Here is a 26,838-nt window from a genome sequence, read left to right on the forward strand (position 1 = left end):
GATCGGCGGTTCATTCCGCCATTCGGGCAAAGTTTCCAGCCAGGCAAGATTTTCCGTGAATAGCGACCTTCATGCGCCGCTCGGACAGAATCGCAAGGGGACGCCGAAAGGCGGCATCCCCTTCTCTCGTATTCTGACGGGGGTGAGCTGGCTGGCCGGCCTTGTCGTGATTGGCGGCATCTCGGCCTGGCCGTGGATCTATGGCGAACAGCTTCCCGCCGCCCGCATGCCCGCGCCGCCGAAGGAAGCGGCCGCCAAGCCCGCAAACCCCGGCGGCAATCCCGGAGCCAATGTCAGCGCGCTGTCCAAGGGCAGCGGGCAGGACGGCGCCAATGTGGTGAAGCAGACCATGGAAGATGGGTCCGTGGTCACCACCTATTCGCCCAAGCCACGCGACGGCTCCGGCCCTGTCGTGATCACCAATGGCAAGACGCAGGAACGCCGCCTCGCCGGCCTGCCCAATCTCGACCTGATCGAAGACACGCCGGAAGGCCGGCTTCCCAAGATCGGCCCGAACGGGCTTCGCCCCTTCGATTACTATGCGCGGCCGTGGTCAGGCGCCCGCGGAACGCGCATCGCCATCGTCGTGTCGGGCCTCGGGATCAGCCAGACCGGTACGATGCGCGCCGTGCGCGATTTGCCCGAGGAAGTGACGCTGGCCTTCGCCGCCAACGGCAACAGCCTGTCGCGCTGGGTGCCGGAGGCCCGCCGCAACGGCCACGAGGTATTGCTGCAGGTTCCGATGGAGCCATTCGATTATCCGGATAACAATCCCGGCCCCGGCACGCTGGTCACGTCCAAGGGCACGAAGACCAATCTCGCCAACCTGCATCAGGACATGGCGCGGATGGACAGCTATACCGGCGTGATGAACTATCTCGGCGGGAAGTTTCTCGCCGATCCGGATGCTCTGGAGCCGATCATGCGCGACATCGCCGGGCGCGGCCTGATGTTCCTGGACGACGGGTCAACCGCGCAATCGCTGAGCGGCCAGCTGGCCGGCGCGCTGGCGATGCCGCACGCCTTTGCGAGCCTCACGCTCGACACCGATGTCAATCAGACCGCCATCCTCAAGAAGCTGGATGACCTGGAGCGCATGGCCGCGCGTAACGGCTCCGCAATCGGGGTCGCGGCGGGCTTCGACGAAAGCATCTCGGCCATCAAGAAATGGGTGGACGATGCACAAGGCCGCGGGATAGAAATCGTCGGGGTATCCGCACTCGCGGATGATGCCCCTGCAAAGAACTGAGCAAGCTCTATGAAAGACCAGAAAATCCTCCGGGCGGAAGACCTGCCCTATCGCCCCTGCGTGGGCGTGATGGTGCTCAACCGCGAGGGCCTCGTCTGGGCCGGGCGCCGGATTCCGGAAGAGAATTCCGAATATGACGGCTCGCCGCAGCTCTGGCAGATGCCGCAGGGCGGGATCGACAAGGGGGAAGAGCCGCTGGAAGCCGCCTGGCGCGAGCTTTACGAGGAAACCGGCATCAAGACGGCAAGTCTGCTGGCCGAAGCGCCGGAATGGATCAACTACGACCTGCCCTCGCAGCTGATCGGCATCGGCCTCAAGGGCAAATATCGGGGCCAGACCCAGCGCTGGTTCGCCTTTCGCTTCGAAGGTTCGGAAGACGAGATCGCCATCAATCCGCCGCCCGGCGGCCACACCGCGGAATTCGACGCATGGGAATGGAAGCACATGGAAGAGCTGCCCGGGCTCATCGTTCCCTTCAAGCGAGACGTCTACCTGAAGGTCGTCGCGGCCTTTCGTCATCTGGTCTGACCCGCGGCGCAATTGACTTCCCTGCCGGATTAATTGTTATATAAGATAACAATTTTGGAGAGGGCGTCATGGAAGATCGCACCATTCGCATCGATGGCTTCAACATCCGGTACCGCGACGAGGGCGCTGGACCGGTCCTGCTCTGCCTGCACGGCATCGGCGGCTCGCTGGAACTTTGGGAAAAGCAGCTGGAGGGCCTGTCTGATCGCTTTCGCGTGATAGCCGTTGACCTTCCCGGTCACGGCCTTTCCGATCTCGGCCGGCAGCCTTATGACGTGCCAGACTTCGTTGCGTTTTGCTGGCGCTTCCTCGACGCGCTCGGCGTCGGCACGGTCTCCATTGCCGGCAATTCGATGGGCGGCGCGATCGCGGTTCTGATGGCAGGCAAGCGCCCGGATCGAACGCAGAGGATCATTCTTGCAGGAGCCGCTTCTCTCGGCCGCCGCTCTCCGCTGCCATTCCGCCTCATGACCCTGCCCTTGATCGGGGAGATCCTGAATAAGCCGAGCAAGGCGGCGGCGGACCAGCAGGTGAAGATCATTTTCTTCGATCAGGCTTGCGTGACCGACCATGTTCGCGGCTTCGTGACCCGCAATGTAGCCAAGCCCGATGGCGCGAAGGCATTTCTGGCCACTCTGCGCCTGATGACGGATCTCGGCGGCCAGCGTCAGGCCATGGTCGATCGCGCACACGCCACGCTTTCGTCGCTGCGCTCACCCGTCCTGTTCATACAGGGACGCGAAGATGCCGTGGTGATTGCGGATCATTCGGTTCAGGCACAGAAGCTGACGCCGAATTCGCGGCTCATCATGCTGGACCGTTGCGGCCACACGCCACAATGGGAAAAGCCGTCGCAGTTCAACGCCGCGACGGCCGAATTCATGTCACAGTGATCTCTCGCGAGACGCGTTATTCCGCTTCATCGGCGGAAGCGGCGTTGAGCAGACCATAACGCTCTTCGCCGATCTTCTCGAGAAGCTCGAGCTGCGTTTCGAGGAAGTCAATATGACCTTCCTCATCGCTCAAAAGTCCTTCGAAGAGCTGCATTGTGACGTAGTCGCCAATGTCGTGACAGATTTCGCGTGACTTCTTGTACGAGGTGCGGGCGTCATATTCGCCGGCGAGATCAGCCTTGAGCACTTCCTTGACATTCTGACCGATACGCAGCGGCGCGACCGTCTGCAGGTTCGGATGGCCTTCGAGGAAGATGATACGCGCGATGATCTTGTCCGCATGCTGCATCTCTTCGATCGATTCGGCCCGTTCCTTCTTGGCGAGCTTCAGATAGCCCCAATCCTCCAGAAGGCGATAATGCAGCCAGTACTGGTTGACAGCACCCAGTTCGAGGAACAGCGCCTCGTTCAGCCGTTCGATGACTTTCTTGTCGCCCTTCATAAGCATCTCCTTAAGATGTAAATATAATCCCGCCCCGATCTCAATGAATCGGAATGCGCGATGATTATCAAGTTATTTGAGGAAATCTTGCGGCAAAATTCACGCGACACGCGGATTGCGGCGTTCACGCAGCGCGGTCTTCTGCTCTTCTTCGAAACGGCGAAGCCGTTCCATGAAATCAACGACCTTCTCATCCGCGAAATTGCGCTTGCGGTGAAACTCTTGCGTTGTGGAAACGATGATGTCGACGACATTGGGGAAACAGCCGCAACAGCGCCCCCGCTTCTGCATGGCGTGATAGACCTTGCCCGGAACGATGAGCTGCCAGCAGTCCTCTTCGAGAAACGCGTTGATGACATCGCGGATCTCGGCGTCGGTGATGAAATTGCAGCTACAGACCAGCATGGCGACCGTTCTCTAAACCTATCTTCTTGGCTCCACTTTAATCAAAACCGGAGACTGGTTGTCAAGATAGATGAAGGGCTGAATCTGCGACCTTTTGTAAACGCTGCGTTCGAATTGATGAACGCAGCGGCAGTGGGACTTGCTGCCTAGACCTTCAGCTCGAGTTCGGCAAAATCTTCGGTGCCGAAGAAGCGTTTGTAACGCTCAACCTCCTCCGGCTCGCCTGTCGCCTTGCGCGGATTGTCGGACAGCTTGACGGCCGGACGCCCATTGGCATGTGAAACCTTGCAGACCACCGAAATCGGCAGCAGGCCGGGCGTATCGCGCGGTGCGCAATCGGCGAAGTCATTGGTGAGATTGGTACCCCAGCCGAAGCTCATGCGCACGCGGCCTTCGAAATGGCGGTAGGTCTTGATGATCGTCTCGACATCGAGACCGTCGGAAAAGACCAGCAGCTTGCCGCGCGGATCGCGCCCCTTCTTTTCCCACCATTCGATAATCTTCTCGCCGCCTTCGATTGGCGGGGCGCTGTCCGGGCGGAAGCCGGTCCAGTCCGCCACCCAGTCCGGCGCGTTGCGCAGGAACGAGGCCGTGCCGAAGGCATCCGGCAACACGATCAGCAGGTTGCCGCCATAGAGCTGACGCCAGTCTTCAAGCACCTGATAGGGCGCATAGGCCAGCTGGGCGTCCGTCTTGGCCAGCGCCGCGGCGACCATCGGCAACTCATGCGCATTGGTGCCGAGCGCTTCGAGATCCGTATCCATGGCGAGCAGCACGTTGGACGTACCGGAAAACCCTTCGCCGATTCCTTCCTTCAGGGCTTCGACGCACCAGCGCTGCCAGAGAAACGAATGCCGCCGCCGTGTGCCGAAATCGGAGATGCGCAGCGCCGGATATTGCTTCAGCGCCTCGACCTTCGTCCACATCCGCGCCTTGGCACGGGCATAGAGCACATCCAGTTCGAAACGACCGAAACCCTTCAGCGCCGCGCGCGAACGCAACTCATTGATGATGGCAAGGGCGGGAATTTCCCACATCGTCGTCTCGCGCCACGGCCCCGAAAACGTTAGCTCATACTGACCATCACGCTTTTCAAGCTGGTATTCCGGCAGGCGGAAGTCGGTCAGCCATTGCAGGAAATCCGGCGAGAAAATCTGCTTGCGGCCATAGAACGTGTTGCCGGCCAGCCAGATCATCTCCTTCTTGGAGAAGCGCAACGAGCGGGCATGATCCAGCTGCTCGCGCAGCTCGCCTTCATCGATGACATCGGCAAGCCGGACGGTCTTCGTCCGGTTGATCAGCGAGAACTCGACCTTCACGTCGTCATATTGCTGCCAGATCATCTGCTGCATCAGAAGCTTGTAGAAATCCGTGTCGAGCAGACTGCGGATGATCGGATCGAGCTTCCAGGCGTGGTTGTAGACGCGGCGCGCCAGATCGGTCTTGGTCATGATGCCCTCCCGGCAGCAATCAGGCGATGGTAACGCCAGCCTCACGCATACGGCCAATCATGGCGGCGACGGAACCGCCGAGATCGATGCCACGCGAAGCTTCAAGCCGGACATCCGCCTTGAAGCCGAGCGAGACCGCATCGAGCGCGGAATAGGCAACGCAATAATCCGTCGCCAGCCCGCACAGCGTCACCGTATCGATGCCGCGTTCCTTCAGATAACCGCCAAGCCCTGTCGGCGTCTTGTGGTCGTTTTCGAAGAAGGCCGAATAGCTGTCGATGTCCGACCGGAAACCCTTGCGGATCACGAGCTCCGCCTTCGTCCAGACCAGAGCGGGGTGAAACGCCGCACCCTCGGTTCCCTGAACGCAATGATCCGGCCAGAGGGTCTGGCGGCCATAGGGCATGTCGATATCCGTGAAAGGGTGCTCGCCCGGATGCGATGTGGCAAAGCTGGAATGTCCGGCGGGATGCCAGTCCTGCGTCAGCACAACATGGTCGAATTCGCCGATCAACCGGTTGACCGCCGGCAGGATTGCATCGCCCTCCGCCACGGCGAGTTTGCCGCCGGGGCAGAAATCGTTCTGCACATCGATAACGATCAGCGCCTTGCCGCTCATGCCGCTCTCCATTGGCATATCGAGCGCCCGATCCTGACGAAACGTCAACAGCGCTCTAACATTTTGAATTTGCGTATCGAAGGGAAATCACAGTTCGCCTTTCGCCACAAGGCGCGTTCAATGAAAATTCCGCCCCTTGGGCATCACCTCAGCCGCCGGGACATGACGCGGCACCAGAGCGGTCGGCAAGGGCGGCCCCGATCCCGGCTCGAAACCGGATGCCGAATCCGGCGCAACACCGCGTCGCCACTGATCCTCGCTGCGACGTTCGCGCTGATCGACGCCCGGCCTGCGCACCTCGTCCGCGCGGGCCAGGCTCTCGAGATCTGCCCCCTGCGCTTCAAGAAGCCCGAGCAGGGGCGAGATGTCCTCGATATGCTCGGCCACAAGATGCGTCACATCTTCGGCACTCTGTAATCGCCCGCGCACCTTCACCAGCCGCGCCCCCATGACCACCGGACGGAACCGCTCGAACACCTTCGGCCAGACGATAACATTCAGTACGCCGGTCTCGTCCTCCATCGTCATGAAGATCACCCCCTTGGCCGTGCCCGGCCGCTGGCGCACCAGCACGAGACCAGCCGCCGTCAAACGGCGGCCATTCGGCGACGTCTTGATCCGCTCCGATGTCCCGACGCCCATGGCGGAAAGCCTGTCGCGCAGGAAGGAAAGCGGATGCGCCTTCAGAGACAATGTCAGGGTGCGATAGTCCTGCACCACATGTTCGCTGTCGCGCATCGTCGGCAGAAGGACCTGCGGCTCGGCCTGGATGCCGTCAATAGATTCGGCTCTTGCCTTCGCAGCCTCGAAAAGGGGCATGGCCTCGGCCGCCGATTTTGCGTCCAGCGCACGGGCTTCCCAGAGCGCTTGCCGCCGGTCGAGCCCCATGGAACGGAAGCAATCGGCATCCGCCAGCCGTTCGATCGTGCTGCGCGTCAGACCCGAGCGCAGCCAGAGCGCCCGGATCGACGGATAGCCGTCGCCGCGATGGGCGACGAGCTTTTTCATGTCGTCTTCGCCCAGACCTTTGACCTGATGAAAGCCGAGCCGCACTGCCCGCCTCGTCTCGATGACCCCGACCATGGATCGATGCGCCGGCGCGATGCGTCGCGGATCGAACACGGCCTCTTCCAGCGTTGAATTCCACTCGGAAAGGTTCACATCCACCGGCCGCACCTCGACACCATGTTCGCGCGCATCGCGGACCAACTGGGCCGGCGCGTAAAAACCCATGGGCTGTGAGTTCAAAAGCGCGGCGCAGAACACATCCGGATATTTCGCCTTCAGCCAGCAGGAAGCATAGACGAGCAGCGCGAAGGAGGCCGCGTGGCTTTCCGGAAAGCCATAATCCCCAAACCCTTCGATCTGCTGGAAGCAGCGTAGCGCGAACTCGGCCTCGTAACCGTTCGCCACCATCCCGGAGACCATCTTGTGGCGGAATTCATGGATCGTGCCAAGCCGGCGAAAGGTTGCCATGGCGCGCCGCAACTTGTCGGCCTCGGCCGGCGTGAAGCCGGCGGCGACAATGGCGATCTTCATCGCCTGCTCCTGGAAAAGCGGGACGCCGAGCGTCCGCCCCAGAACCGCGCGTAGCTCCTCCTTTGGATACGTAACCTTTTCGAGCCTCTGTCGTCGTTTCAGATAGGGATGCACCATGCCGCCCTGGATCGGTCCCGGCCGCACGATCGCCACCTCGATCACGAGGTCGTAAAACTCCTTCGGCTTGAGTCGCGGCAGCATGGACATCTGCGCGCGGCTTTCAATCTGGAAGACACCGATCGTGTCGGCACGGCTCGCCATCTGATACACGAACTGCTCCTCCTTCTTCATGGAGGCGAGCGTCAGCGGCAGCTCGTAATGATTTTCGAGAAGTTTGAAGGCCTTGGCGATGCAGGTCAGCATGCCCAGTGCAAGAACATCAATCTTCAGAATATTAAGGGCGTCGAGATCGTCCTTGTCCCACTCGACCATGGTGCGCCCATCCATTGCCGTGCGCATGATCGGAACCACCTCGTCAAGCCGGTCGCGCGTGATGACGAAACCGCCGGAATGCTGCGTGAGATGACGCGGAAAACCCATGAGGGTCGAGGCATGGTCGAGCACCCGCCGCGTCAGCGGATCGCGGATGTCGAGACCGGCAGCGCGCGCCTCACGTTCGCTCAACTCCTTGGTCGACCAGCCCCAGATCGCCCCGGATAGCGCCGACTGAACATCCTCCGAAAACCCGAGCGCCTTGGCCGTCTCCCGCCCCGCCGACCGTGCACGATATGTCGTCACCGCGGCGGCAAGCCCGGCATGCTCGCGCCCGTAACGTTCGTAGATATATTGAATGACCTCGTCGCGCCGCTCATGTTCGAAGTCGACATCGATATCGGGCGGCTCGCGACGTTCGGGCGAGATGAAACGTTCGAACAGAAGGTCCGTCAGATTGGGATTGACCTCGGTGATGCCGATGCAGAAACAGACAGTGGAATTGGCCGCCGAGCCCCGTCCCTGGCAGAGAATATCGCGAGAGCGAGCAAAGTGGACGAGATTGCGTACCGTGAGAAAGTAAGGCTCGTATTCAAGGTCTGCGATGATCGTAAGCTCATGCTCGATCTGATCCGCAACCTTTTCAGGAACTCCATCCGGATAGCGCTCCGCCGCCCCCTCCCAAGCCAGCCGACGCAGTGTCTCGCTCGGTGTTTCGCCGGGAAAGGATTCCTCAGGATATTGATATTTCAGCTCATCGAGCGAGAAGTGCAGCCGCGCGAAGAAGCTTTGCGCATTGACCATGGCCTGGGGATAATCGCGGAAGATGCGCGCCATCTCCGCGGGCCCCTTCAAATGCCGCTCGGCATTGGCGGCCAGCAGGAAACCAGCATCCGCCACCTTCACCCGATGGCGAATGGCAGCCACGATATCGGCAAGAGGTCGGCGTGCAACGTCGTGATAGAAGGGCTGGTTCAGCGCGACGGGAGCGACACCGCAACTTTCCGCCAGCGCCGAAAGCCAGCCGAAATTCAGCCGGTCATTGCCATCGTAACATGCCGAAAGGCCCAGATGCACAGCATTGCCGAAGCGGTTCTTGAGGCGAGACAAAAGCGCCGACAGTGGATCATTTTCCTGATCGTCCGGCGGCAGGACGATCAACATCAAGTCCTCGCCCCATTCCATGAGATCGGATTCGAAAAGCCGGCAGGTTCCTTTTTCGGCGCGCAGGTTTCCGGCGCTCAGCATGCGGCAGAGCCGGCCCCAGGCAGGACGATCAACCGGATAGGCCAGAATATCCGGTGTTCCGTCGCTGAAGACGAGGCGGGCGCCGGGGCGATAGGCAAAGCCAGCCTCCTTGGCGGCAAGATGCGCCCGGACGACGCCCGCCACCGTGTTGCGGTCGGCAAGCCCCAACCCTGAGAGCCCCGCGACTTTCGCCGCCTTCACCATCTCTTCCGGATGGGACGCACCTTCCAGAAAGGAGAAATTGCTGCGCGCGCCCAGTTCCGGAAAGGCAGGCTCGGGAAAGAGAGAGGTCATGCGAAGACCCCATGCATGAACCAGCGCGGCGGCAGCGCCCCCACCCCATAAAGCCCCTCGCGATAGAGCCAGAAGCGCCGTCCGCCCTGATCCTCGATGCGGAAATAGTCGCGCGGGTGTGCGGCCTCGCCGTCAATCCACCATTCCGCCTCGATCCGCTCCGGCCCCTCGGCGCGGCTGACACGATGGAAGGTGCGCCGCCATCGAAAGGTGATCGGCGGCCCTTCCGGCACTTCGGCGATGGCCTCCACCGGCTCGGGATGGGGAAAAAGCCGCATTGGACGAGGGCGCACCGGCCAAGCGGCCGCAGGCGATCCGTCCATCAGATCACGGCTGAAAGGGGCAAGCACGGAGGCGCGTTCGGGAATATGGCTCTCATTCAGGACAGGGACGCGGATGACGCCGCCGCCCAGTCGCGCCTCGACCTTGCCGACGAAATCATCCAGCGACAGATCGGAGCGTCCGACGCTGGCGAAATCCGGCTGCACCGGATCAAGCGGCCCGGTCGTCAGCACTGAAAGCCGTATCGTCTCGAACCCGTAACCGGCGTCGAAATCGTCGTGAATGGCAGCAAGGCGCTCACGGAAAAGCCCGGCAATCCGGGCGGCCGATTTTAGCGGCGCCGGGGCGCGGACGGCAATCGAAACGACCTTGCCATCGACCCGGTAGAGCGTCAGCGCGAAGTTGAGCCCGCCGAGACCGCGTTGCGTCAGCGTCTCCCCGAGATTGCCGCCGAGATGCTGAGCGAGCGCCAGAATATCCTCCTCGCCCGTCACCGGCTCGGCCAGCTGCCGCTCGGCGGAGAGGGCGGCGACCGGCAGGCGTGGCGACACCGGCTCACCCTCGCGGCCCAGCGCCTGATCGAGCCGGGTGAGCACATCCGGTCCGAAGCGGCGGGCAAGCGGCGCGCGCGGCAGGTCCATGATATCGCCCGCCCGCTTCAAACCGGCCTGAGCAAGTCCGTCCAGCGTGGCCGCCTCCAACCGCAGCGCCGCCAGCGGCAGGCCGCGCAGCATGGCGGCCTCTTCGCCTGTCGGTAGCACCGTGCAACGCCCGGCAAGAGCCATGGCATAGGAGAGACCCGGCGTCGCGGAAAGGGCGAGCCGCGCCTCGAAGCCCATGTGAAAGAGCCGTGCTGCCAGATCATCGAACAGCGCCCGCTCGCCGCCGAAGAGATGACAGCAGCCGGTCACGTCGAGAAAGAGCGCGTTGTCGCCATGAAGAGCCACGAGCGGCGTATAGCGCCCGCACCAGTCGGCAAGGCTCGCCAGCAGCCGCGCATCGGCGTTAGGCTCCGCCTCGATGACATCGAGATCCGGCAGGCAGGCCCGCGCTTCAGCGATCCCTTGTCCGAGCCGCAAGCCGACCCGCGCGGCCAATTCGTCAAGGGCAGCGATCCGCATGGCATTGCGGATGCGCGCCGAGATGACGACCGGCGGATGTTCAGGACGCCCGGCTGAACGCCAGGATGCGCCCCATCTCAGCCGCGCGATCCGGTCTGTCGGCAGGCGCGGCAGGAGAACGGTGAGGATGCGCTGCCCCAGATGCGTGAACAGCATCGGAGAGGCTGCGGTGTCCGGTGGGGTAAAATTGACGGTCATCGGCGTTCCACTCCATGACGAAGGCAAAGGGTGCGGGGTTGCGGCTTTTTTCGACGGTGATGCGAAAGGCGGGATGGCCGATCGTGCCGGGCGCCGAATAGCGGCCGATGCGGCGAAGGCCGGCAGGCGCTGCTTCCACGAGAAAGCGCAGCTGGGCGGAGCTTGCCTCCTCCTCGCCCGCCTGGCGCAGCAGCAGGAGCGGCAGGCGCGCCTCCCGCGCCTTCAGATGCAGCCGCCGGCTTTCGGTCAGCCCGAACTTGGCCGGATTGCCGCGCACTTCCAGCACGACCGCCGAAAACGCCTCCGTCTGCAGCGCGGATTCAGCCACCCACAGCGCCTCCTCTATCCGGCGCGGATGGGCGGTGATGAGGCTCGACGGCACAATGCCGAAGCTGACGAGACCGGCGGCATGGGCAAGGCCGGCTTCGCGCCCCGCCTCCCGCTCGGAAATCCAGAGGATCGGCCGCTCAGGCCGCAGCCGTTCCTGCACGAGCGAAGAAAGCGCCAGCGCAAAGCCGGTGGCCGCACCCGCATCCATGGTCAAAGCCGCGCGCAATTCGCAAAGCCCGGCGACCGGCAATCCGCCCTCCAGCCGGGCATCGAAGGCCTCGACCCCCAGCGCCAGCCGCCCCGCCACCTCGTCGCGCGCTGACGTCTCTTCCAGCTTTCCGGTATGCTGGCGGCCTTCTTCAATCGCGGCGACGACCTGACGCAAGGCATGCAGGTTCGCCTTCGCCAAAGCGGCATTTGCCATGGCGTTCACTCCAAATTGTTCCTGTTATGTTCCTATGGATTCCAGAGCTTGCCGAAAGAGTCAACGGGTCACATATAAGAATTTATTCCTGATTTAACCCTGACGCGAGAAACACCTCGAAATGCGTGCGCCGAATCTCTATATGGGTCAAAAGAGCGCCTTGCCTCCGCAAGGACGCACAAAGGACGCTCTCTGTATTGAGTCTACGCATCGTGCTTTGCGAAAATCGATGACGATTTTCGCGCCGATGCGCTAGAAAGGGAACTCATGGCCAATATCGACAGGTCGGACGACTGGCGTGATCGCTACTCGCCCTCCATGGAAGCAATGGAATCACTCGCGCAGGAGGCCTTCAGCCATCTGCCGGAGGAATTCCGCATGCTCACGGGCAACCTGATCATCGAACTGGCCGAGTTTCCCGACGACGACGTCTTCGAGGACATGGCGCTGGAAACGCCCTTCGATCTGCTGGGTCTCTTCGAGGGACGCGGCCTCACGGAGCGTTTCTCGGTCGAGAGCGGCGACATGCCGAACAGGATCCTGCTCTATCGCCGCCCGATCCTCGACTATTGGGCCGAGAACGAGGAGACGCTGGGCGACATCATCACCCATGTTCTGATCCACGAAATCGGCCACCATTTCGGCCTGTCGGATGACGACATGCAGGCGATCGAAGACCGCGCCGACGAGATGCGGACGAGCTGAAATCCGTCGTTACTTCAGCTTCGCCTTAAGCGCCACGTCCGGATAGCAGGTCTGCTTCAGCCCGTTCTTCGCCTCGAAATCGCCGATGGAGCGCCGCGTCTTGTAGCCGGGCAGGCCATCGACCTTGCCGACGTCGTAACCCTTTTTGACCAGCGCCTCCTGCATGGCCTGCACGTCGGAGCGCAGCATCTTGCCGACATCGCCCCATTTGCCGGCAAAGGCGCCGGCGCGGGGATTGACGATGCGGTCGGCGAGATTGCCGACATAGAGCGCATAGAGGTCGGAATTGTTATATTCCTTCAGCACGTAGAAATTCGGCGTGACGATGAAGGCCGGTCCGAAGCGCCCGGCCGGCATCATCATCAGGCCGTCTGCCTTGAGCTCGGCGGCTGAAAACGGCTTGCCATCGACGCGCTTGATGCCCTCGGCCACCCATTTCGCGATCGGCTTTGCCTTGTCCGGCCCTTCCTGGGCGCAGGACACGCTGTCGGGAACCGTGACCTCGACACCCCAGCCGCGTCCGCGCTGCCAGCCCTTCTGCGCCATGTAATTGGCGATCGAGGCAAGCGCGTCCGGGACCGAATTCCAGATATCGACCTTCTTGTCGCCATCGAAATCCACCGCATATTGCAGGAAGCTCGAGGGCATGAACTGTGGCTGGCCCATGGCGCCGGCCCAGGAGCTTTTCATCGTCTTAGGATCGATCTTGTCGACGGCCGAAATCTGCAGCGCGGCGACCAGCTCCTTGAGGAAAAGGTCCTTGCGGGTCGACATGAAGGCCTTGGTCGCCAGAACCTGCATGGCCGGATAGGGCGAGGCAGCCGCACCGTAGCCGGTCTCGCGACCCCAGAGCGCCAGAATGATGTCGCCCGGCACGCCATAGGTCTTTTCCAGACGCTTGAGCAGGCTCATATGCTGCGCCACCAGCTGCTGGCCCTTCAGCGCGAAGGCAGCCATCTTCTTGTCGTCAAAGTAAGGGGCAGGCGTCGAAAACTCCGCCTGGCTCTGCTTCTGCTCCGGCGGCGGCTTTTCGCCCGGCGGCACGAGATCGGGGAGCGACCAGTTGAGCGTCACGCCCTTGAAGGCGGCATCGAACGTCTCGCGCGGCACCTTGTTCTTCTCAGCCTCCGGCCAGACGGTTTTTTCAAGCCAGGCGCGGAATTGGGCTTCGACGGCGGGCTTGTCGAGGGCAAGCGCGGGTTGGGCGAAGAGGAGGGAGGAAAGGATTCCTAGAGTCGCGATTGTCCGAGCAAGGATTCCCCCTCTGGCTGCCGCCATCTCCCCCACAAGGGGGGAGACGGATGTGGCACGGCGGTCACTCCCCCTCCCCCTTGTGGGGAGGGTTGGGGAGGGGTCTTTGCCACGCATGAAAACGCTCATCATCAAGCCCATACTCCCTTCGGAAAACTCAAATCGCCGTCCGCGCCCTGAGCGCTGCCGTCAGCGTGCCCTCATCAAGATAGTCCAGCTCGCCGCCCACCGGCACGCCATGAGCCAGCCGGCTGATCTTGACCTCGAGACCGGCCAGACGATCGGTAATGTAATGCGCCGTGGTCTGGCCCTCGACGGTGGCGTTGACGGCGATGATCACCTCGCGCACGCCGCCCTCGGCCACGCGATCGACCAGCGCGCGGATGTTGAGATCGTCCGGCCCGACGCCATCGAGCGGCGAGAGCGTCCCGCCGAGCACGTGATAGGCCGCATTCATCGCACCCGCCCGCTCCAGCGCCCAGAGATCGGCGACATCTTCCACCACGATGATGACGGAATGGTCGCGCGTCGGGTCGGTGCACACGGTGCAGGGATCGGAGGTGTCGACATTGCCGCAGCGCGAACAGACGCCGACCTTCACGACCGCCTCGCCCATCGCATGGGCCAGCGGTGCCATCAGCTGGTCCTTCTTCTTGACGAGATGAAGGGCAGCCCGCCGCGCCGAGCGCGGCCCCAGCCCCGGCACCTTCGCCAGCAACTGAATGAGTTTCTCGATTTCCGGTCCGGTCACACGCTTTGCCATGGCACCTTATGTAGTGGATGGGGTGATTCTTGAAAACAGCGGGGCGGTGGTTTCCTCGGACAATTCAGCCCTGTGCCCTGCAAAAGACCCCTCCCCACCCTCCCCACAAGGGGAGGGAGACCCTGCCGCGCCCTCATCCGCCCCAATCATCCTGGCCTTCACGGCACCCATGTCGTTCAAGTGAAGCAGCGCAGTGCCTCTGTCCGTCTCCCCCCTTGTGGGGGAGATGGCGGCAGCCAGAGGGGGTCTTCGCAGCGCGCACCAAAAGCCCGGCAGGCACTTCGCCTCCGGGTTACGCGTCATTCTCTGATTACTCTTCGCGAGTAACCGGCCGGGGCGTCTGCAACACCTCGTAAGTAAATAGATAATATGGCGTCCCAGACGCCCCGTTTCAGTCCTTGTCACGTGACGAACTTGGATCTCAACGCCCGGTCCGTCCTCACGAGCCATCCCGGTCAAGTGAGGCTACTGGCAGTGGACCGTTGTGGTTTATGCTGGCCAGGCCAGCGCTTCGGGTGCGGCCTGCCTCCGCTTGCCCTCCGGGTCACCGTCTCTCGTCACGCGCCGGCAAGTGTCCGATCTGACAACCGAACCCTCCATCCACCACCCTTGCGGGGGCGAATATCCGAGAGCTTGCGTCTGACCCTCGAACCCGGAACCGGCCCCACCTCGCCGCAGCGCCCTGCGGTGTATCCGTGATGGGACGGGAGTATGATGAGGCAGGTTTGGGGAGCGGGGAAATTGGGGGATGAAGTTTCTATGAAAATACCATCATAAATAAACCATCGGATAGTCTACGCAATCCAAAAGTGCACCTTGCGGAATTAGCAACATAGACACAAAATGCTGCAAACTCGGACACAGAAGCAAGCACCAATGAAAATCTCCACGCTCCAAATTACAGGATTTCAATCTTTCAGAGACTCCGGAGAAATCGAATTCTCGGACGGAATCAATCTAATTGTGGGTCAGAATAACTCCGGTAAAAGCTCGTTGCTTCGAGCGCTCCAACCAATCCTGAAAGACGACCGCAATCGTTCAGTTTATCAATGGGAAAACCATAATCTGCCACTTCCAAGCTCTACCCTGAAGTTAGAGATAAAGGGAATCGAATACAAGAAAATACTACTTCGGAATATAATTAACGTAATAACGGTTCCTTCACACGAAAATATAGATATATATCTTTCTAATACATTTTCATCGGGAAAAATAATAGCCAAAATAATTAAAAATGCAAACGAAGGGCCGAGGATCTCGCTTCAAGACGAAAAAGGAAATTAATTTGTAAATTACATCTCCGTCAGGTCAAAAGAAGGATATATAGTACACGAATCAGCTGCAGGGGACAGTCCTTACGAGCCAAGATCTGTGGCCGTCTATGTAACACAACAGAACACTTTCTGTTTCAATGCAGAAAGAATGTCTATTGGGGAATCTGCGCACGCTCACGCCGAGAGACTCACAGAAAACGCAAACAATCTACCATCCGTCCTTTTAACGCTACAAGGCGAACGAGGCGACACATTCAACAAACTGGTACAACATATTCGCGAAGTTTTCCCCACAGTTGGAAACTTGAGCGTCGGCCCCGTCTTCAACAACGGGAACATTGAGGTACGCATATGGCCAACCATCGCAATGCCTCGCAGAGAGCTAAGCTTCCCTCTAAACAACAGCGGCACTGGCGTGGCTCAAGTCATCGCGATACTTACTGCAATAATGACTATTGAAGATGCAGTTATTGTCATTGATGAAATCAACAGCTTCCTTCACCCAGCTGCAGTCAAAACCTTACTTCGGATTTTGCAAACCGAATACAACCAACATCAATACATCATTTCAACACATTCTCCCGAGGTCATCAGCTTCAGTAACCCCAGCACGGTCCATCTCGTAAAACGATCAGGATATGAGTCGACGGTCCATAAGCTGAACCTCAACCAAGTGGAAGATTTCCGCGAGGTGGCAGACCACCTAGGAATATCAATGGCCGACGTCTTCGCTGCCGATAACGTCATATGGGTGGAAGGGCCAACCGAAGAGCTTTGCTTTCCCCTCGTCTACTCCCGCTCGACAAACAAAACGCTTCCACCAGGAACAGCATTCATCTCTGTTGTTGCGACAGGCGACCTAAGCAGAAAAAAGAGAGATCGGCAGCTTGTGGGAGAGATTTACGAGCGTCTTAGCTCAACTGGTTCGCCTCTCGTCAAATCCGTCAAATTTGGCTTCGACAGCGAACAACTCTCCGAAGCCGAAAAGGAGGACATGCGAAAAGAGTCGAAGGGCAGAATGCACTTTCTGCCCCGCCGACACTTCGAATGCTATCTCCTCGATCCATCCGCCATTACTGCGTTTCTCAACGAGAAGGACGGGCAATCGAACGAGAGCCACACATCTGAGCTGGTTTCGAGCAAATTAACAGAACTTGCGGCGTCACCCAAGTTTTCTATTTCTGAATGGAACGGCGACCTGTCAAGTGAAGCATGGCTTGAGAAGGTGGATGCGGCGAAACTGATCGGGGAAACCTGCAAAGCACTTTCGGAACAACGGGTAACCTTCAACAAGAAGGCCGATAGCCTCTTCCTGCTCAAGCATACTCTCGAAAATAACCCGAACTCGCTGAAATCTCTCACTGATTACGTTTGCGAACTGGTCGACGGAAAATAAAACCGCCGGACGATCTCTCATCCGGCGGTTCGTATTCGCGAGGTCGCAACACCCCTCACCAAGCCTGCTTAGCCAATCGGCTTCGCCTCTTGGAGCAGGCTATCCTCTCCCACAAGGGGAGAGGACGAGGCGCATCACGCAGCCAACTGGCGCAGCACCGTCTGAAGGATGCCGCCGTTGTTCATGTAGGTGACTTCGTCGAGCGTATCGATGCGGCAGATTATCGGGATGTCCTTCACCGTGCCATCGCCATAGGTAACCTTGGCGATCTTCTTCTCGCGCGGCTTGACGTCGGCGAGACCTTCGATCGTGACGAGTTCGTCGCCCTTGAGGCCGAGCGTTTCCCAGGTCGTGCCGTCCTCGAAGACGAAGGGCACGATGCCCATGCCGACGAGGTTGGAGCGGTGGATGCGCTCGAAGGACTGGGCGATCACGGCCTTTACGCCGAGCAGGTTGGTGCCCTTGGCAGCCCAGTCTCGCGACGAGCCGTTGCCATATTCGACGCCGGCGAAGATGACGAGCGGAACGCCCTCGGCCTTGTACTGCATGGCCGCATCGTAGATCGACATCTCTTCCTTGGACGGATAGTGAATGGTGTAGCCACCTTCCTTGCCGTTCGGGCCGAGCATGTGGTTGCGGATGCGGATATTGGCAAACGTGCCGCGCATCATGACCTCATGGTTGCCGCGGCGCGTGCCGTACTGGTTGAAGTCGGCAACCGCCACGCCATGACCCGTGAGGTAGGCACCGGCGGGCGAAGCCGCCTTGATGGAGCCGGCTGGCGAGATATGGTCGGTGGTGATCTTGTCGCCGAAGAGACCGAGCACGCGGGCGCCCTTGATGTCGGAAATGCCGGAAAGCTGCATGCCCATGCCGACGAAGTAGGGCGGGTTCTGCACATAGGTCGAATTGTCGTCCCAGGCATAGGTCTGGCCGGTCGGGGCCTGAACAGCCTGCCAGTTGGCGTCGCCCTTGAACACATCGGCATACTTCGCCGCGTAGATTTCGCGGGTCACGTATTTCATGATGTATTCCTGGATCTCCTGGCTGGAGGGCCAGATGTCCTTCAGGTAAACCGGGCCATCCTTGCCCTCGCCGATCGGCTCCTTGGTGAGGTCCTTCTGGACCGAACCGGCAAGCGCATAGGCGACGACGAGCGGCGGCGAGGCGAGGTAGTTTGCCTGAACGTCCGGCGACACGCGGCCTTCGAAGTTGCGGTTGCCGGAGAGAACGCCGGCGGCAATCAGGCCCTTGTCGTTGATCGTCTTGGAGATCGGAGCCGGCAGCGGACCCGAGTTGCCGATGCAGGTCGTGCAGCCGAAGCCGACGAGGTTGAAGCCGAGCGCATCGAGGTCCTTCTGGAGACCCGAATTGTTCAGGTATTCAGCGACCACCTGCGATCCGGGCGCCAGCGAAGTCTTCACCCACGGCTTCGTCTTCAGGCCCTTGGCGACCGCATTGCGGGCCAGAAGGCCGGCGGCGATCAGCACCGACGGGTTGGACGTGTTGGTGCAGGACGTGATGGCGGCAATCGCCACGTCGCCATGGCCGAGATCGTAGTCGGTGCCTTCAACCGCATAGCGGTTGGAGAGCTGGCCGGGCTTCTTGTAGTCGTTTTCGAGCGCGGCAGCGAAGTTCGGCGCGATCGTTTCGAGCGGCAGGCGGCCTTCCGGACGCTTCGGGCCGGCCATCGAGGGCACGACGTCGCCGAGGTCGAGTTCCAGTGTGTCGGTGAAGACGAGGTCGGAACCGTCGCCCTTGCGCCACATGTCCTGAGCCTTGGAGTAAGCTTCAACGAGCGCGATACGGTCGGTGTCGCGGCCGGACATGGTGAGGTAGTTGATGGTTTCGCCGTCAACGGGGAAGAAGCCGCAGGTCGCGCCATATTCCGGACCCATGTTGCCGATCGTCGCGCGGTCGGCGAGCGACATGGCGTCGAGGCCGGGGCCGAAGAATTCGACGAACTTTGAGACGACGCCCTTCTTGCGCAGCATCTGCACGACGGTGAGAACGAGGTCGGTGGCGGTCACGCCTTCCTTGAGCTTGCCGGTCAGCTTGAAGCCGATGACTTCCGGCAGCAGCATGGAAACCGGCTGGCCGAGCATGGCAGCTTCGGCTTCGATGCCACCCACGCCCCAGCCGAGAACGCCGAGACCATTGATCATGGTGGTGTGGCTGTCGGTGCCGACGCAGGTGTCGGGATAGGCGATGGTTTCGCCGTCTTCTTCCTTGGTCCAGACGGTCTGGCCGAGATATTCGAGGTTCACCTGGTGACAGATGCCGGTGCCGGGCGGAACGACGCGGAAGTTCTTGAACGCCTGCTGGCCCCACTTGAGGAACTTGTAGCGCTCTTCGTTGCGCTCGTATTCGAGCTCCACGTTGCGGGCGAAGGCGCGGGCCGAGCCGAATTCGTCGACGATGACCGAGTGGTCGATGACCAGGTCGACGGGAACGAGCGGGTTGATCTTTTCCGGATCGCCACCGAGCGCCTTGATGCCGTCACGCATGGCGGCGAGGTCGACGACGGCGGGAACGCCGGTGAAGTCCTGCATGAGAACGCGGGCCGGACGGTAGGCGATTTCAGCCTCTTCCTTGCCCTTGTTGACGAGCCAGGCGGCGCAGGCTTCGATATCGGCCTTGGTGACGGAGCGGCCGTCTTCGTTGCGCAGCAGGTTTTCCAGCACGACCTTCATGGAATAGGGCAGCTTGGAAATGCCGGCGAGACCGTTCTTCTCGGCGGTGGGGAGGCTGAAATAGACATAGTCCTTGCCGTTGACGGTAAGCGTCGAGCGGCATTTGAAACTGTCAAGAGATGTTGCCACGGATAAAACCCCGTTTCGTCTGTTCGCCAAATTTGACGTGCGGACGCCCGAGCGCTTGAAGATCGCGCAAATGGGATGCGGGTACGGCCATTTCCGCTGTCCGCACGAGAAGTCTTCCTCAAGAATTCACGTTCGGCGCAAGGATAATGATCACGCCGGCCGCTGGCGTGTTGCGGGCGTTATAGATGTTTTCTAAAGAAGGTTCCAGACCCGCAAAGGTCGAAGCGTGTAATTTTTTTGCAGTGCGGTGAAGCACTTGCGGTTGAGGCGGTGGGACATGCGGTTCGAGGCGCAGGCGCTTTCGGCAAGGCGGGGCGAAGACCTCCTCTTCCGCGACATTTCCTTCGCGCTTTCGGACGGCGAGGCGCTGGTCGTGACCGGCCCGAACGGCTCGGGGAAGTCCACATTGCTGCGCGTTCTCGCCGGGCTTCTGCCGCAGGAGGAGGGCACCGTGCGATTCGTGGACGGCGCGGAAGACCGCCCTGCCCGCGAAGCCTGCCACTATCTCGGCCACCGCAACGCCATGAAGCGCGAACTCACGGTCGAGGAGAACCTCACCTTCTGGGCCGACTTCATGGCCAAGGAAGGTGCTGCCCCCGGCATGGACATCGACGAAGCCGCCGAAGCCGTCGGCCTCGCCGGCATCACCCACCTCCCCTTCGGCTACCTCTCCGCCGGCCAGCAGCGCCGCATGGCGATGGCCAAGCTGCTGGTGGCAAGGCGCCCGGTGTGGATCCTGGACGAGCCGACGGCGGCGCTGGATGTGAAGGCGGATGCGATGTTTGCAGGGCTGTGTCAGGCGCATCTCGCCGAGGGCGGCATGCTGGTGGCCGCGACGCATCAGCCGCTGGGGATTGAGAACGTCAAGACGCTGGTGATGAAGGGGTTCGAGTATGGGGAGTGAACTCCAATCCTCGCCATTATTCTACAAGGCTCATGGGGCGCAGACGGGTGCCACGAGTCGTCTCCCCCCTTGTGGGGGAGATGGCCGGCAGGCCAGAGGGGGCCTTCCCGCCAACCGTTACGGTAGCGGAGCCCACCGCTGATGGCTCATTCCAACATCGACGAAACCACCCGAACCCGCGCCCGCGCGCTCCGCCGCGAACGCACCCACGCCGAGCGCAAGATGTGGGACATCCTGCGAGACTTCCGTCCGCGCGGCGCAAGCTTCCGCCGCGAAACGCCGATCGGTCCCTATATTGCCGACTTTGCCTGGCTTTCGACCCGGATCATCGTGGAGGTGGATGGCGACAGCCACGAGACGGATCAGGGGCGAGCCCATGATAAAAAACTCGATGCATTTCTGGGAGCGCAGGGTTTTGCCGTGATCCGCTTTGACAATGATCAGGTGATCGACAATCCGGATTATGTATTCCTCGAAATCGAGAAACGGATTGTGCATGTTTTGAAGGATGGTGGGGATGAGTGAGGCTTTGCTGGTCGCGACGCGGCAAAAGTCCCCCTCTGGCCTGCCGGCCATCTCCCCCACAAGGGGGGAGACGACCCGTGGCACCCGCCTGCCCCAAGCAACGGTTCTTCTGCACCATACAACGGCTCTCCAGAACGCACCGGTGAAGCGGGCGGGACGGTGCCGCACGGTGAGCCCACCCCACTGTGGGGAGGGCGGCGAGCAAAGCGAGCGGGAGGGGTCTTTGGCCTCAAGACGAAGGAGACCCCACCCATGACCGCCCTCCTCCTCCGCGATCTTCGTCTCTCCATCCGCGCCGGCGGCGGCGCGCTGATCGGCGTGCTCTTCTTCATGGCCGTCGTCGCCGTCATCCCCTTCGGCGTGGGTCCGGACCTGAACCTCTTGTCCCGCATCGGGCCGCCGATCCTCTGGATCGGGGCGCTGCTCGCGTCCCTTCTCGGCCTAGACCGCCTCTTCCAGGCCGACCGCGAGGACGGGTCGCTGGATCTGATGCTGATGCAGGAGACGCCGCTGGTGCTCACCGTCTTCGTCAAATGCCTGGCGCATTGGCTGTCCCACAGCCTGCCGCTGGTCATCGCCTCGCCGCTGCTTGCGCTGTTCATGAACATGGATGCGCTGTCGGTGGTCGCGACCGCGCTGACGCTGCTGGTCGGCACCCCGGCGATCACCTTCATTGGCGCTGCAGGCGCGGCGGTCGCCGTCTCGCTGCCGCGCGGCGGGCTTCTGGTGTCGATCCTCGTCCTGCCGCTGACCATCCCGGTGCTGATCTTCGGTGCCGGCGCGGCCTATGCGGCGACGCAGGATCCCTCGCCCTTCCTGCCGCCCTTTCTCTATCTCATTGCGCTCACCCTGATCTTCGCCGTCATCGGGCCGCTGGCCGCAGCACTGGCGCTTCGGGCCTCCTCGGACTGATCAAAACTTCTTGAGTTGACCAAGATCAATTGCAGCGTGACCGGCCAGACGGTAAAAGGGCGCCATGACAGACACGAGCCTCGCGATCAGAAGCTTTTCCGACCTCGCCAACCCGGCCAAGTTCATTGCGCTGGCGGGCAGGCTCATTCCCTGGATGGCAGGCGTGACCGCGCTCCTGTTCGCCATCGGCCTCTGGCTCTCCTTCACCACCGATGGCGATTACCAGCAGGGCGAAACCGTCCGGATCATGTATATCCATGTGCCGGCCGCCTGGCTCTCCATGATGTGCTACTCGATCATGGCGGCGTCTGCCGTCGGCACACTGGTCTGGCGGCATCCGCTGGCCGATGTCTCGGCGCGCGTCGCAGCTCCGCTCGGTGCGGCCTTCACCTTCGTGGCGCTCGTCACCGGCTCGCTCTGGGGCAAGCCCATGTGGGGAACATGGTGGGTCTGGGATGCGCGGCTGACCTCCGTCTTCATCCTCTTCCTCATGTATCTCGGCCTCATCGCCTTCAACCGGGCGATGGACGACCCGTCGCGCGCGGCGCGTGTCTCGGCGGTCATGATCCTCATCGGCTTCGTCAACATCCCGATCATCAAGTTTTCGGTCGACTGGTTCAACACACTGCACCAGCCGGCCTCGGTCGTGCGCATGGGCGGACCGGCGGTCGATAGCGAATTCCTGCGCCCGCTGCTGATCATGGCCGCCGCCTTCACCATGCTCTTCTTCACGCTGCACATGATGGCGATGCGCACCGAAATCTGGCGCCGCCGCGTCGCCGCCATGCGCCGCATCGCCGCTCGCTCGGCCGCCGCCGGTCAGGAGGGCTGAGCGAATGCAACTCGCCCATAACGAAGGCTATGTGCTCGCCTCCTATGCCATCACGCTCGTCGCGATGATCGTCATCATCGGCTGGGTGCTGCTCGACAGCCGCGGCCGTCAGCGCGAACTGAAGCGCCTGGAAGAGACCGGAATCCGCCGTCGCTCGGCGCGCACGGCAGCCCCCGGCGAGCCCGCAACAGAAAAGACAATCGACGCATGACCGAACAGCAAACGGAAGAGCCCGTCCGCCCGAAGCTCTCGCGGATCGGTGTCATCATCGCCTTCCTGCCCATCGTCACCTTTCTGGCGCTGGCCGGCATCTTCTGGAAGCAGCTGACCAGCGGCGGCAATCCCGCAACGCTCCCCTCGGCCCTCATCGGCCGGCAGGCTCCCTCGCTGAATCTCAATGCGTTGGAAGGCTCCACACGCCCGCCGCTGATCGACGCGAAGGTGAAGGGCAAGCTCACTCTCGTCAATGTCTGGGCCTCGTGGTGCATCCCCTGCCGCGACGAGGCGCCGGAAATCATGGAGATCTCCAAGGACCCGCGTATCAATGTCGTCGGCATCAACTACAAGGACAAGACCGACAACGCGCTCGCCTTCCTCGGCGATTTCGGCAATCCCTTTGCGGCAATAGGCGTCGACCCGAACGGTGCCGCCGCCATCGACTGGGGCGTCTACGGCATCCCGGAAAGCTATCTCGTCGATGCCACCGGCAAGATCGTCTACAAGAAGGTCGGCCCGTTTGATCCGGCCAGCATCGAGAAAGAGCTGATGCCGGCGGTGGAGAAGGCGCTGGCGGGGAAGAGCCAGACGCCGCAGGGCTGACACGCGACGAGTCATGAATGCCTTCCACCGGAGGCTTTTTTCGGAACCCCCACCCGGCATGCGCCATTACCTTCTGGCAACGCAGAAGGAGCACAGCATGTCTGGAAACGAAGATTCGTCCGTTCGACTGAACATCAACGATTTGGGAGGCAGCGGCCGCCCGGTCGTCCTCATTCACGGCTGGCCGCTCTCCAGCGAGTCATGGGAAAAACAGGTTCCGGCCCTGACATCCAAGGGCTATCGAGTCATCGCCTATGACCGGCGGGGTTTCGGGCATTCCGACAAGCATGCCGCAGGTTTCGACTACGACACGCTGACGGCTGACCTGACGCGTGTTCTGGATGAACTGAACCTGCAGGATGTTACACTGGTCGGCTTTTCGATGGGCGGCGGTGAGGTGGCGCGCTATGTCGGCACCCATGGCTCGAAACGCTTGCATTCCATCGTGTTTGCCGCCGCCGTCCCACCCTTCATGAAAAAGACGCCGGACAATCCGGACGGTCCCCTTACCCAGGAGGCAGCTGAAGAGATGGAAAAGGGCCTGCGCGGCGACCGCGACGCCTTTTTTGATCAGTTCACCAAGGACTTCTTCACCGCCAACGGCGAACTGAAAGTTTCGGAGGAAGACCGTCAGATGGCGATCGAACTCTGCAAGCAGAGCGACCCGATCGCGGCCCGCGGCTGCATGGAAGCCTTTGCAAATACGGATTTCCGCGAGGATCTGAAAAAGATCGATCTTCCGACCCTCATCCTGCACGGTGACGCCGACGGAATCGTTCCCCTGGAAGGCTCAGGCTTGCTGACCCACAAGGCGGTTTCCGGCAGCGAACTGGTTGTTCTGAAGGACGCGCCGCATGGCTGCAACACCTCGCATCCGGATGAATTCAACGAGGCACTGATCCGTTTCCTCGACAAGTGAGGCTCGGGAGAAGACGCAGGCGGCGCGATACTCAGCCCTGCGTCTTCTCTTCCTCATCCTCCAGCGAATGCTTCATGATGAGCGGCATTTGCGACATGGTGAAGAGGATGGTGATGGGCATGGTGCCCCAGACCTTGAAGGTGATCCAGGCGTCGTCGGAGAAATTGCGCCAGACGACTTCGTTGAGCACGGCGAGAAACAGGAAGAACAGGCCCCAGCGGAAGGTAAGCTTGCGCCAGCCCTCGTCATCCAGCCGGAAGGCGGCGTTGAAGACATAGCCGAGCAGCGACTTGCCGAAGAAGAGACCGCCGAGTAGCACCACGCCGAACAGCGCATTGATGATCGTCGGCTTCATCTTGATGAAGAGCTCGTTCTGCAGATAGATGCCGAGCCCGCCGAAGACGAGCACGATCGCGCCCGAGACGAAGGGCATCAGCGGCAGATGCTTGACGACGATCTTCGAGACGATCAGCGAGACGACCGTTGCCACCATGAAGAAGGCTGTCGCCACGAAGAGCGGGCCGCCCAGCTTTTCCAGGACCGGAAAATGCTTCACCAGCCATTCACCGCGCAGGTTGGCGAAGAAGAAGACGAGGATCGGCCCGAGTTCCAGCGCCAGTTTCAGCCCGGCATTCTCGCGCGGCTTGGGGAGAGCGGCAGGCTTCGGGTTCAGGCTTTCGTCAGTCATTGACGGGCAATCCTTGGATTAAACAAAACTCAGGCAATGCCTGCAATGGCGCTGGCGAAATCCTTCGCCGCGAAGGGTTCGAGATCGTCGATCCCCTCGCCCACGCCGATGAAATAGACCGGCAGCTTGTGCTTGGCGGCAATGGCCACCAGAATGCCGCCGCGCGCCGTGCCGTCGAGCTTGGTCATGACGAGGCCGGACACGCCCGCGACATTGCGGAAGATCTCCACCTGCTGCAGGGCGTTCTGACCGGTCGTCGCATCCAGCGTCTGCAGCACGGTATGCGGCGCATCCGGATCGAGCTTGCCGAGCACACGGACGATCTTTTCCAGCTCCGCCATAAGCTCGGCCTTGTTCTGCAGGCGTCCGGCCGTGTCGATGATCAGCACGTCGGACTTCTTTTCTATGGCTTTTTTATAGGCGTCATAGGCAAGCCCGGCCGCATCGGCACCCAATTGCGTGCCGATGAATTCGGAGCCTGTTCGGCCCGCCCAGATCTTCAGCTGTTCGATGGCGGCCGCGCGGAACGTGTCGCCGGCCGCCAGCATGACCTTGAGCCCCGCGCCCGAGAGCTTGGCGGCCAGCTTACCGATCGTCGTCGTCTTGCCCGTGCCGTTGACGCCGACAACGAGAATGACATGCGGCTTGTGATTGAGATCGAGTTCGAGCGGCTTGGCGACGGGGGCCAGCACCTTCTCGATTTCGCCCGCCATGATGCGGCTCACATCCTCGCCGGTCACGTCGCGGCCGTAGCGTTCGGCGGACAAGGCACCGGTCACGCGCATGGCCGTCTCGACACCGAGATCGGCGCGGATCAAGAGTTCTTCGAGCTCTTCCAGCGTATCGTCATCCAGCTTTCGCTTGGTGAAGAGCGAGGAAATCTGCTGGGTGAGCTGCGAGGAGGTGCGGAAGAGACCGGCCTTGAGGCGCTGGAACCAGGATTGCTTGACGGCGGGAGTCAGAGCTTCGGGCTCCTTGCGATCGGCGGCGGAGGCGAAACCCTTGGGAAGGGCGGGCGTGGAACCTCCCTCTTCTCCCACCGGGGAGAAGGTGGCCCGAAGGGCCGGATGAGGGGGCGACGGTTCAGCGGGGGATGCGTCAGCGATGTCCGCCGGCTTTTCAGCAGCTGTCTCGCCCGGAGCACCCCCCTCTGTCGGCTGCGCCGACATCTCCCCCTCAAGGGGGGAGAGGGGCGTTAGCGTCTCGGGCTCAGGGTCCGGCAGATCGGCGTCCCAGTCGGCGCGCTCTTCCGCTTCTTCGTGGTCGATATCGGTTATGTGCGCCGGCTCTTCGGCTGGCTTGTGCTCGGCGGCGAATTCGTCCGCCGTTTCGTCAGACACGCCCGGCGCGGGTTCGGGATCGGGCAGGCCGGCGTCCCATTCGGTGCGCTCGATGGCCTCTTCCTTGGTGAGGTCGACATCGTGAACTTCGGCAAGGGCTTCGCCAAGAGCTTCGACACCAACGTCAGCGGGTGAGGCACCCCCCTCTGTCGGCTGCGCCGACATCTCCCCCT

25 protein-coding genes are annotated in these 26,838 nt (G+C 61.4%); 13 read left to right on the top strand and 12 right to left on the bottom strand.

All coding sequences use genetic code 11. The features are described from left to right. Positions 1-55: 55 nt before the first annotated feature. The 3 genes from LQK83_RS10460 to LQK83_RS10470 all read left to right on the top strand — a co-directional run bounded on the left by LQK83_RS10460 (position 56) and on the right by LQK83_RS10470 (position 2,670). Positions 56-1,249: a divergent polysaccharide deacetylase family protein gene (locus tag LQK83_RS10460; protein WP_230837359.1), complete on the top strand. Its 1,194-nt coding sequence runs from the start codon at positions 56-58 to the stop codon at positions 1,247-1,249. Positions 1,250-1,258: 9 nt separating this feature from the next. Continuing rightward, on the top strand, positions 1,259-1,777 hold the full coding sequence (locus LQK83_RS10465; RefSeq protein ID WP_230837360.1) for an RNA pyrophosphohydrolase: 519 nt from the start codon (positions 1,259-1,261) through the stop codon (positions 1,775-1,777). A 68-nt stretch (positions 1,778-1,845) separates the two neighbouring features. Further along, complete coding sequence (locus LQK83_RS10470; RefSeq protein ID WP_230837361.1) at positions 1,846-2,670, top strand: alpha/beta fold hydrolase; 825 nt, start codon at positions 1,846-1,848, stop codon at positions 2,668-2,670. 16 nt (positions 2,671-2,686) lie between these two features. Here LQK83_RS10470 and bfr read toward each other — a convergent pair whose 3' ends face one another. The 7 genes from bfr to LQK83_RS10505 all read right to left on the bottom strand — a co-directional run bounded on the left by bfr (position 2,687) and on the right by LQK83_RS10505 (position 11,515). Then, complete coding sequence (gene bfr / locus LQK83_RS10475) at positions 2,687-3,172, bottom strand: bacterioferritin (protein ID WP_230837362.1); 486 nt, start codon at positions 3,170-3,172, stop codon at positions 2,687-2,689. 99 nt (positions 3,173-3,271) lie between these two features. Continuing rightward, positions 3,272-3,577, bottom strand: coding sequence for a (2Fe-2S)-binding protein (locus LQK83_RS10480; protein WP_230837363.1), 306 nt, complete (start codon positions 3,575-3,577; stop codon positions 3,272-3,274). 146 nt (positions 3,578-3,723) lie between these two features. After that, on the bottom strand, positions 3,724-5,028 hold the full coding sequence (gene pncB, locus LQK83_RS10485; protein WP_230837364.1) for a nicotinate phosphoribosyltransferase: 1,305 nt from the start codon (positions 5,026-5,028) through the stop codon (positions 3,724-3,726). Positions 5,029-5,047: 19 nt separating this feature from the next. Continuing rightward, on the bottom strand, positions 5,048-5,647 hold the full coding sequence (gene pncA, locus LQK83_RS10490; protein ID WP_230837365.1) for a bifunctional nicotinamidase/pyrazinamidase: 600 nt from the start codon (positions 5,645-5,647) through the stop codon (positions 5,048-5,050). Between the two features lie 117 nt (positions 5,648-5,764). Continuing rightward, positions 5,765-9,160, bottom strand: coding sequence for an error-prone DNA polymerase (locus tag LQK83_RS10495; protein ID WP_230837366.1), 3,396 nt, complete (start codon positions 9,158-9,160; stop codon positions 5,765-5,767). After that, positions 9,157-10,719 (bottom strand): Y-family DNA polymerase, encoded by a 1,563-nt coding sequence (locus LQK83_RS10500; protein WP_442966742.1) that lies wholly within the window; start codon positions 10,717-10,719, stop codon positions 9,157-9,159. Before LQK83_RS10500 ends, LQK83_RS10495 begins: the two co-directional genes overlap by 4 nt. Next, positions 10,604-11,515: an ImuA family protein gene (locus LQK83_RS10505; RefSeq protein WP_230837367.1), complete on the bottom strand. Its 912-nt coding sequence runs from the start codon at positions 11,513-11,515 to the stop codon at positions 10,604-10,606. Before LQK83_RS10505 ends, LQK83_RS10500 begins: the two co-directional genes overlap by 116 nt. Before the next feature lie 267 nt (positions 11,516-11,782). On the opposite strand from LQK83_RS10505, the gene LQK83_RS10510 reads away from it, so the two are divergent. Beyond that, entirely contained in the window at positions 11,783-12,220 is a 438-nt protein-coding gene (locus tag LQK83_RS10510; protein ID WP_230837368.1) for a metallopeptidase family protein, read from the top strand. A gap of 9 nt (positions 12,221-12,229) precedes the next feature. Here the strand turns inward: LQK83_RS10510 and LQK83_RS10515 are convergent, their stop codons facing one another. Together LQK83_RS10515 and recR are read right to left on the bottom strand one after the other, a co-directional pair. Next, a complete protein-coding gene (locus LQK83_RS10515; protein WP_230837369.1) occupies positions 12,230-13,498 on the bottom strand; it encodes a lytic murein transglycosylase in 1,269 nt (422 codons plus the stop codon). A 130-nt stretch (positions 13,499-13,628) separates the two neighbouring features. Next, positions 13,629-14,234 (bottom strand): recombination mediator RecR, encoded by a 606-nt coding sequence (recR, locus tag LQK83_RS10520; RefSeq protein ID WP_109856426.1) that lies wholly within the window; start codon positions 14,232-14,234, stop codon positions 13,629-13,631. Between the two features lie 876 nt (positions 14,235-15,110). Here recR and LQK83_RS21855 point away from each other — a divergent pair. Together LQK83_RS21855 and LQK83_RS10525 are read left to right on the top strand one after the other, a co-directional pair. Next, the gene (locus LQK83_RS21855) at positions 15,111-15,518 is read left to right on the top strand and encodes an AAA family ATPase (protein ID WP_442966735.1); all 408 of its coding nucleotides are present in this window, start codon (positions 15,111-15,113) and stop codon (positions 15,516-15,518) included. 87 nt (positions 15,519-15,605) lie between these two features. Then, positions 15,606-16,904 (top strand): ATP-dependent nuclease, encoded by a 1,299-nt coding sequence (locus tag LQK83_RS10525; RefSeq protein WP_230837370.1) that lies wholly within the window; start codon positions 15,606-15,608, stop codon positions 16,902-16,904. Between the two features lie 134 nt (positions 16,905-17,038). Here the strand turns inward: LQK83_RS10525 and acnA are convergent, their stop codons facing one another. Beyond that, entirely contained in the window at positions 17,039-19,726 is a 2,688-nt protein-coding gene (gene acnA, locus LQK83_RS10530) for an aconitate hydratase AcnA (RefSeq protein WP_230837371.1), read from the bottom strand. 277 nt (positions 19,727-20,003) lie between these two features. On the opposite strand from acnA, the gene ccmA reads away from it, so the two are divergent. The 7 genes from ccmA (at position 20,004) to LQK83_RS10565 (ending at position 24,637) form a co-directional block, all read left to right on the top strand. After that, on the top strand, positions 20,004-20,630 hold the full coding sequence (ccmA, locus tag LQK83_RS10535) for a heme ABC exporter ATP-binding protein CcmA (RefSeq protein ID WP_230837372.1): 627 nt from the start codon (positions 20,004-20,006) through the stop codon (positions 20,628-20,630). Between the two features lie 141 nt (positions 20,631-20,771). After that, entirely contained in the window at positions 20,772-21,155 is a 384-nt protein-coding gene (locus LQK83_RS10540) for an endonuclease domain-containing protein (protein WP_230837373.1), read from the top strand. 252 nt (positions 21,156-21,407) lie between these two features. Further along, positions 21,408-22,067 (top strand): heme exporter protein CcmB, encoded by a 660-nt coding sequence (ccmB, locus tag LQK83_RS10545; protein WP_230837374.1) that lies wholly within the window; start codon positions 21,408-21,410, stop codon positions 22,065-22,067. A 64-nt stretch (positions 22,068-22,131) separates the two neighbouring features. After that, positions 22,132-22,899, top strand: coding sequence for a heme ABC transporter permease (locus tag LQK83_RS10550; RefSeq protein WP_230837375.1), 768 nt, complete (start codon positions 22,132-22,134; stop codon positions 22,897-22,899). A gap of 4 nt (positions 22,900-22,903) precedes the next feature. Beyond that, on the top strand, positions 22,904-23,110 hold the full coding sequence (gene ccmD / locus LQK83_RS10555; RefSeq protein WP_230837376.1) for a heme exporter protein CcmD: 207 nt from the start codon (positions 22,904-22,906) through the stop codon (positions 23,108-23,110). Further along, positions 23,107-23,718, top strand: coding sequence for a DsbE family thiol:disulfide interchange protein (locus tag LQK83_RS10560; protein ID WP_230837377.1), 612 nt, complete (start codon positions 23,107-23,109; stop codon positions 23,716-23,718). Before ccmD ends, LQK83_RS10560 begins: the two co-directional genes overlap by 4 nt. A 97-nt stretch (positions 23,719-23,815) precedes the next feature. Then, positions 23,816-24,637 carry an alpha/beta fold hydrolase gene (locus LQK83_RS10565; RefSeq protein WP_230837378.1) on the top strand — a complete coding sequence of 274 codons (822 nt, stop codon included), beginning with the start codon at positions 23,816-23,818 and terminating at the stop codon, positions 24,635-24,637. 31 nt (positions 24,638-24,668) lie between these two features. Here the strand turns inward: LQK83_RS10565 and LQK83_RS10570 are convergent, their stop codons facing one another. Both LQK83_RS10570 and ftsY read right to left on the bottom strand, forming a co-directional pair. Further along, the gene (locus LQK83_RS10570; protein WP_230837379.1) at positions 24,669-25,325 is read right to left on the bottom strand and encodes a septation protein A; all 657 of its coding nucleotides are present in this window, start codon (positions 25,323-25,325) and stop codon (positions 24,669-24,671) included. 29 nt (positions 25,326-25,354) lie between these two features. Further along, positions 25,355-26,830 (bottom strand): signal recognition particle-docking protein FtsY, encoded by a 1,476-nt coding sequence (gene ftsY / locus LQK83_RS10575; RefSeq protein WP_442966743.1) that lies wholly within the window; start codon positions 26,828-26,830, stop codon positions 25,355-25,357. Positions 26,831-26,838 lie beyond the last annotated feature (8 nt).

The organism is Rhizobium sp. C1 (assembly GCF_021026335.1).
In the GTDB taxonomy this organism is placed as follows: domain Bacteria; phylum Pseudomonadota; class Alphaproteobacteria; order Rhizobiales; family Rhizobiaceae; genus Ensifer_A.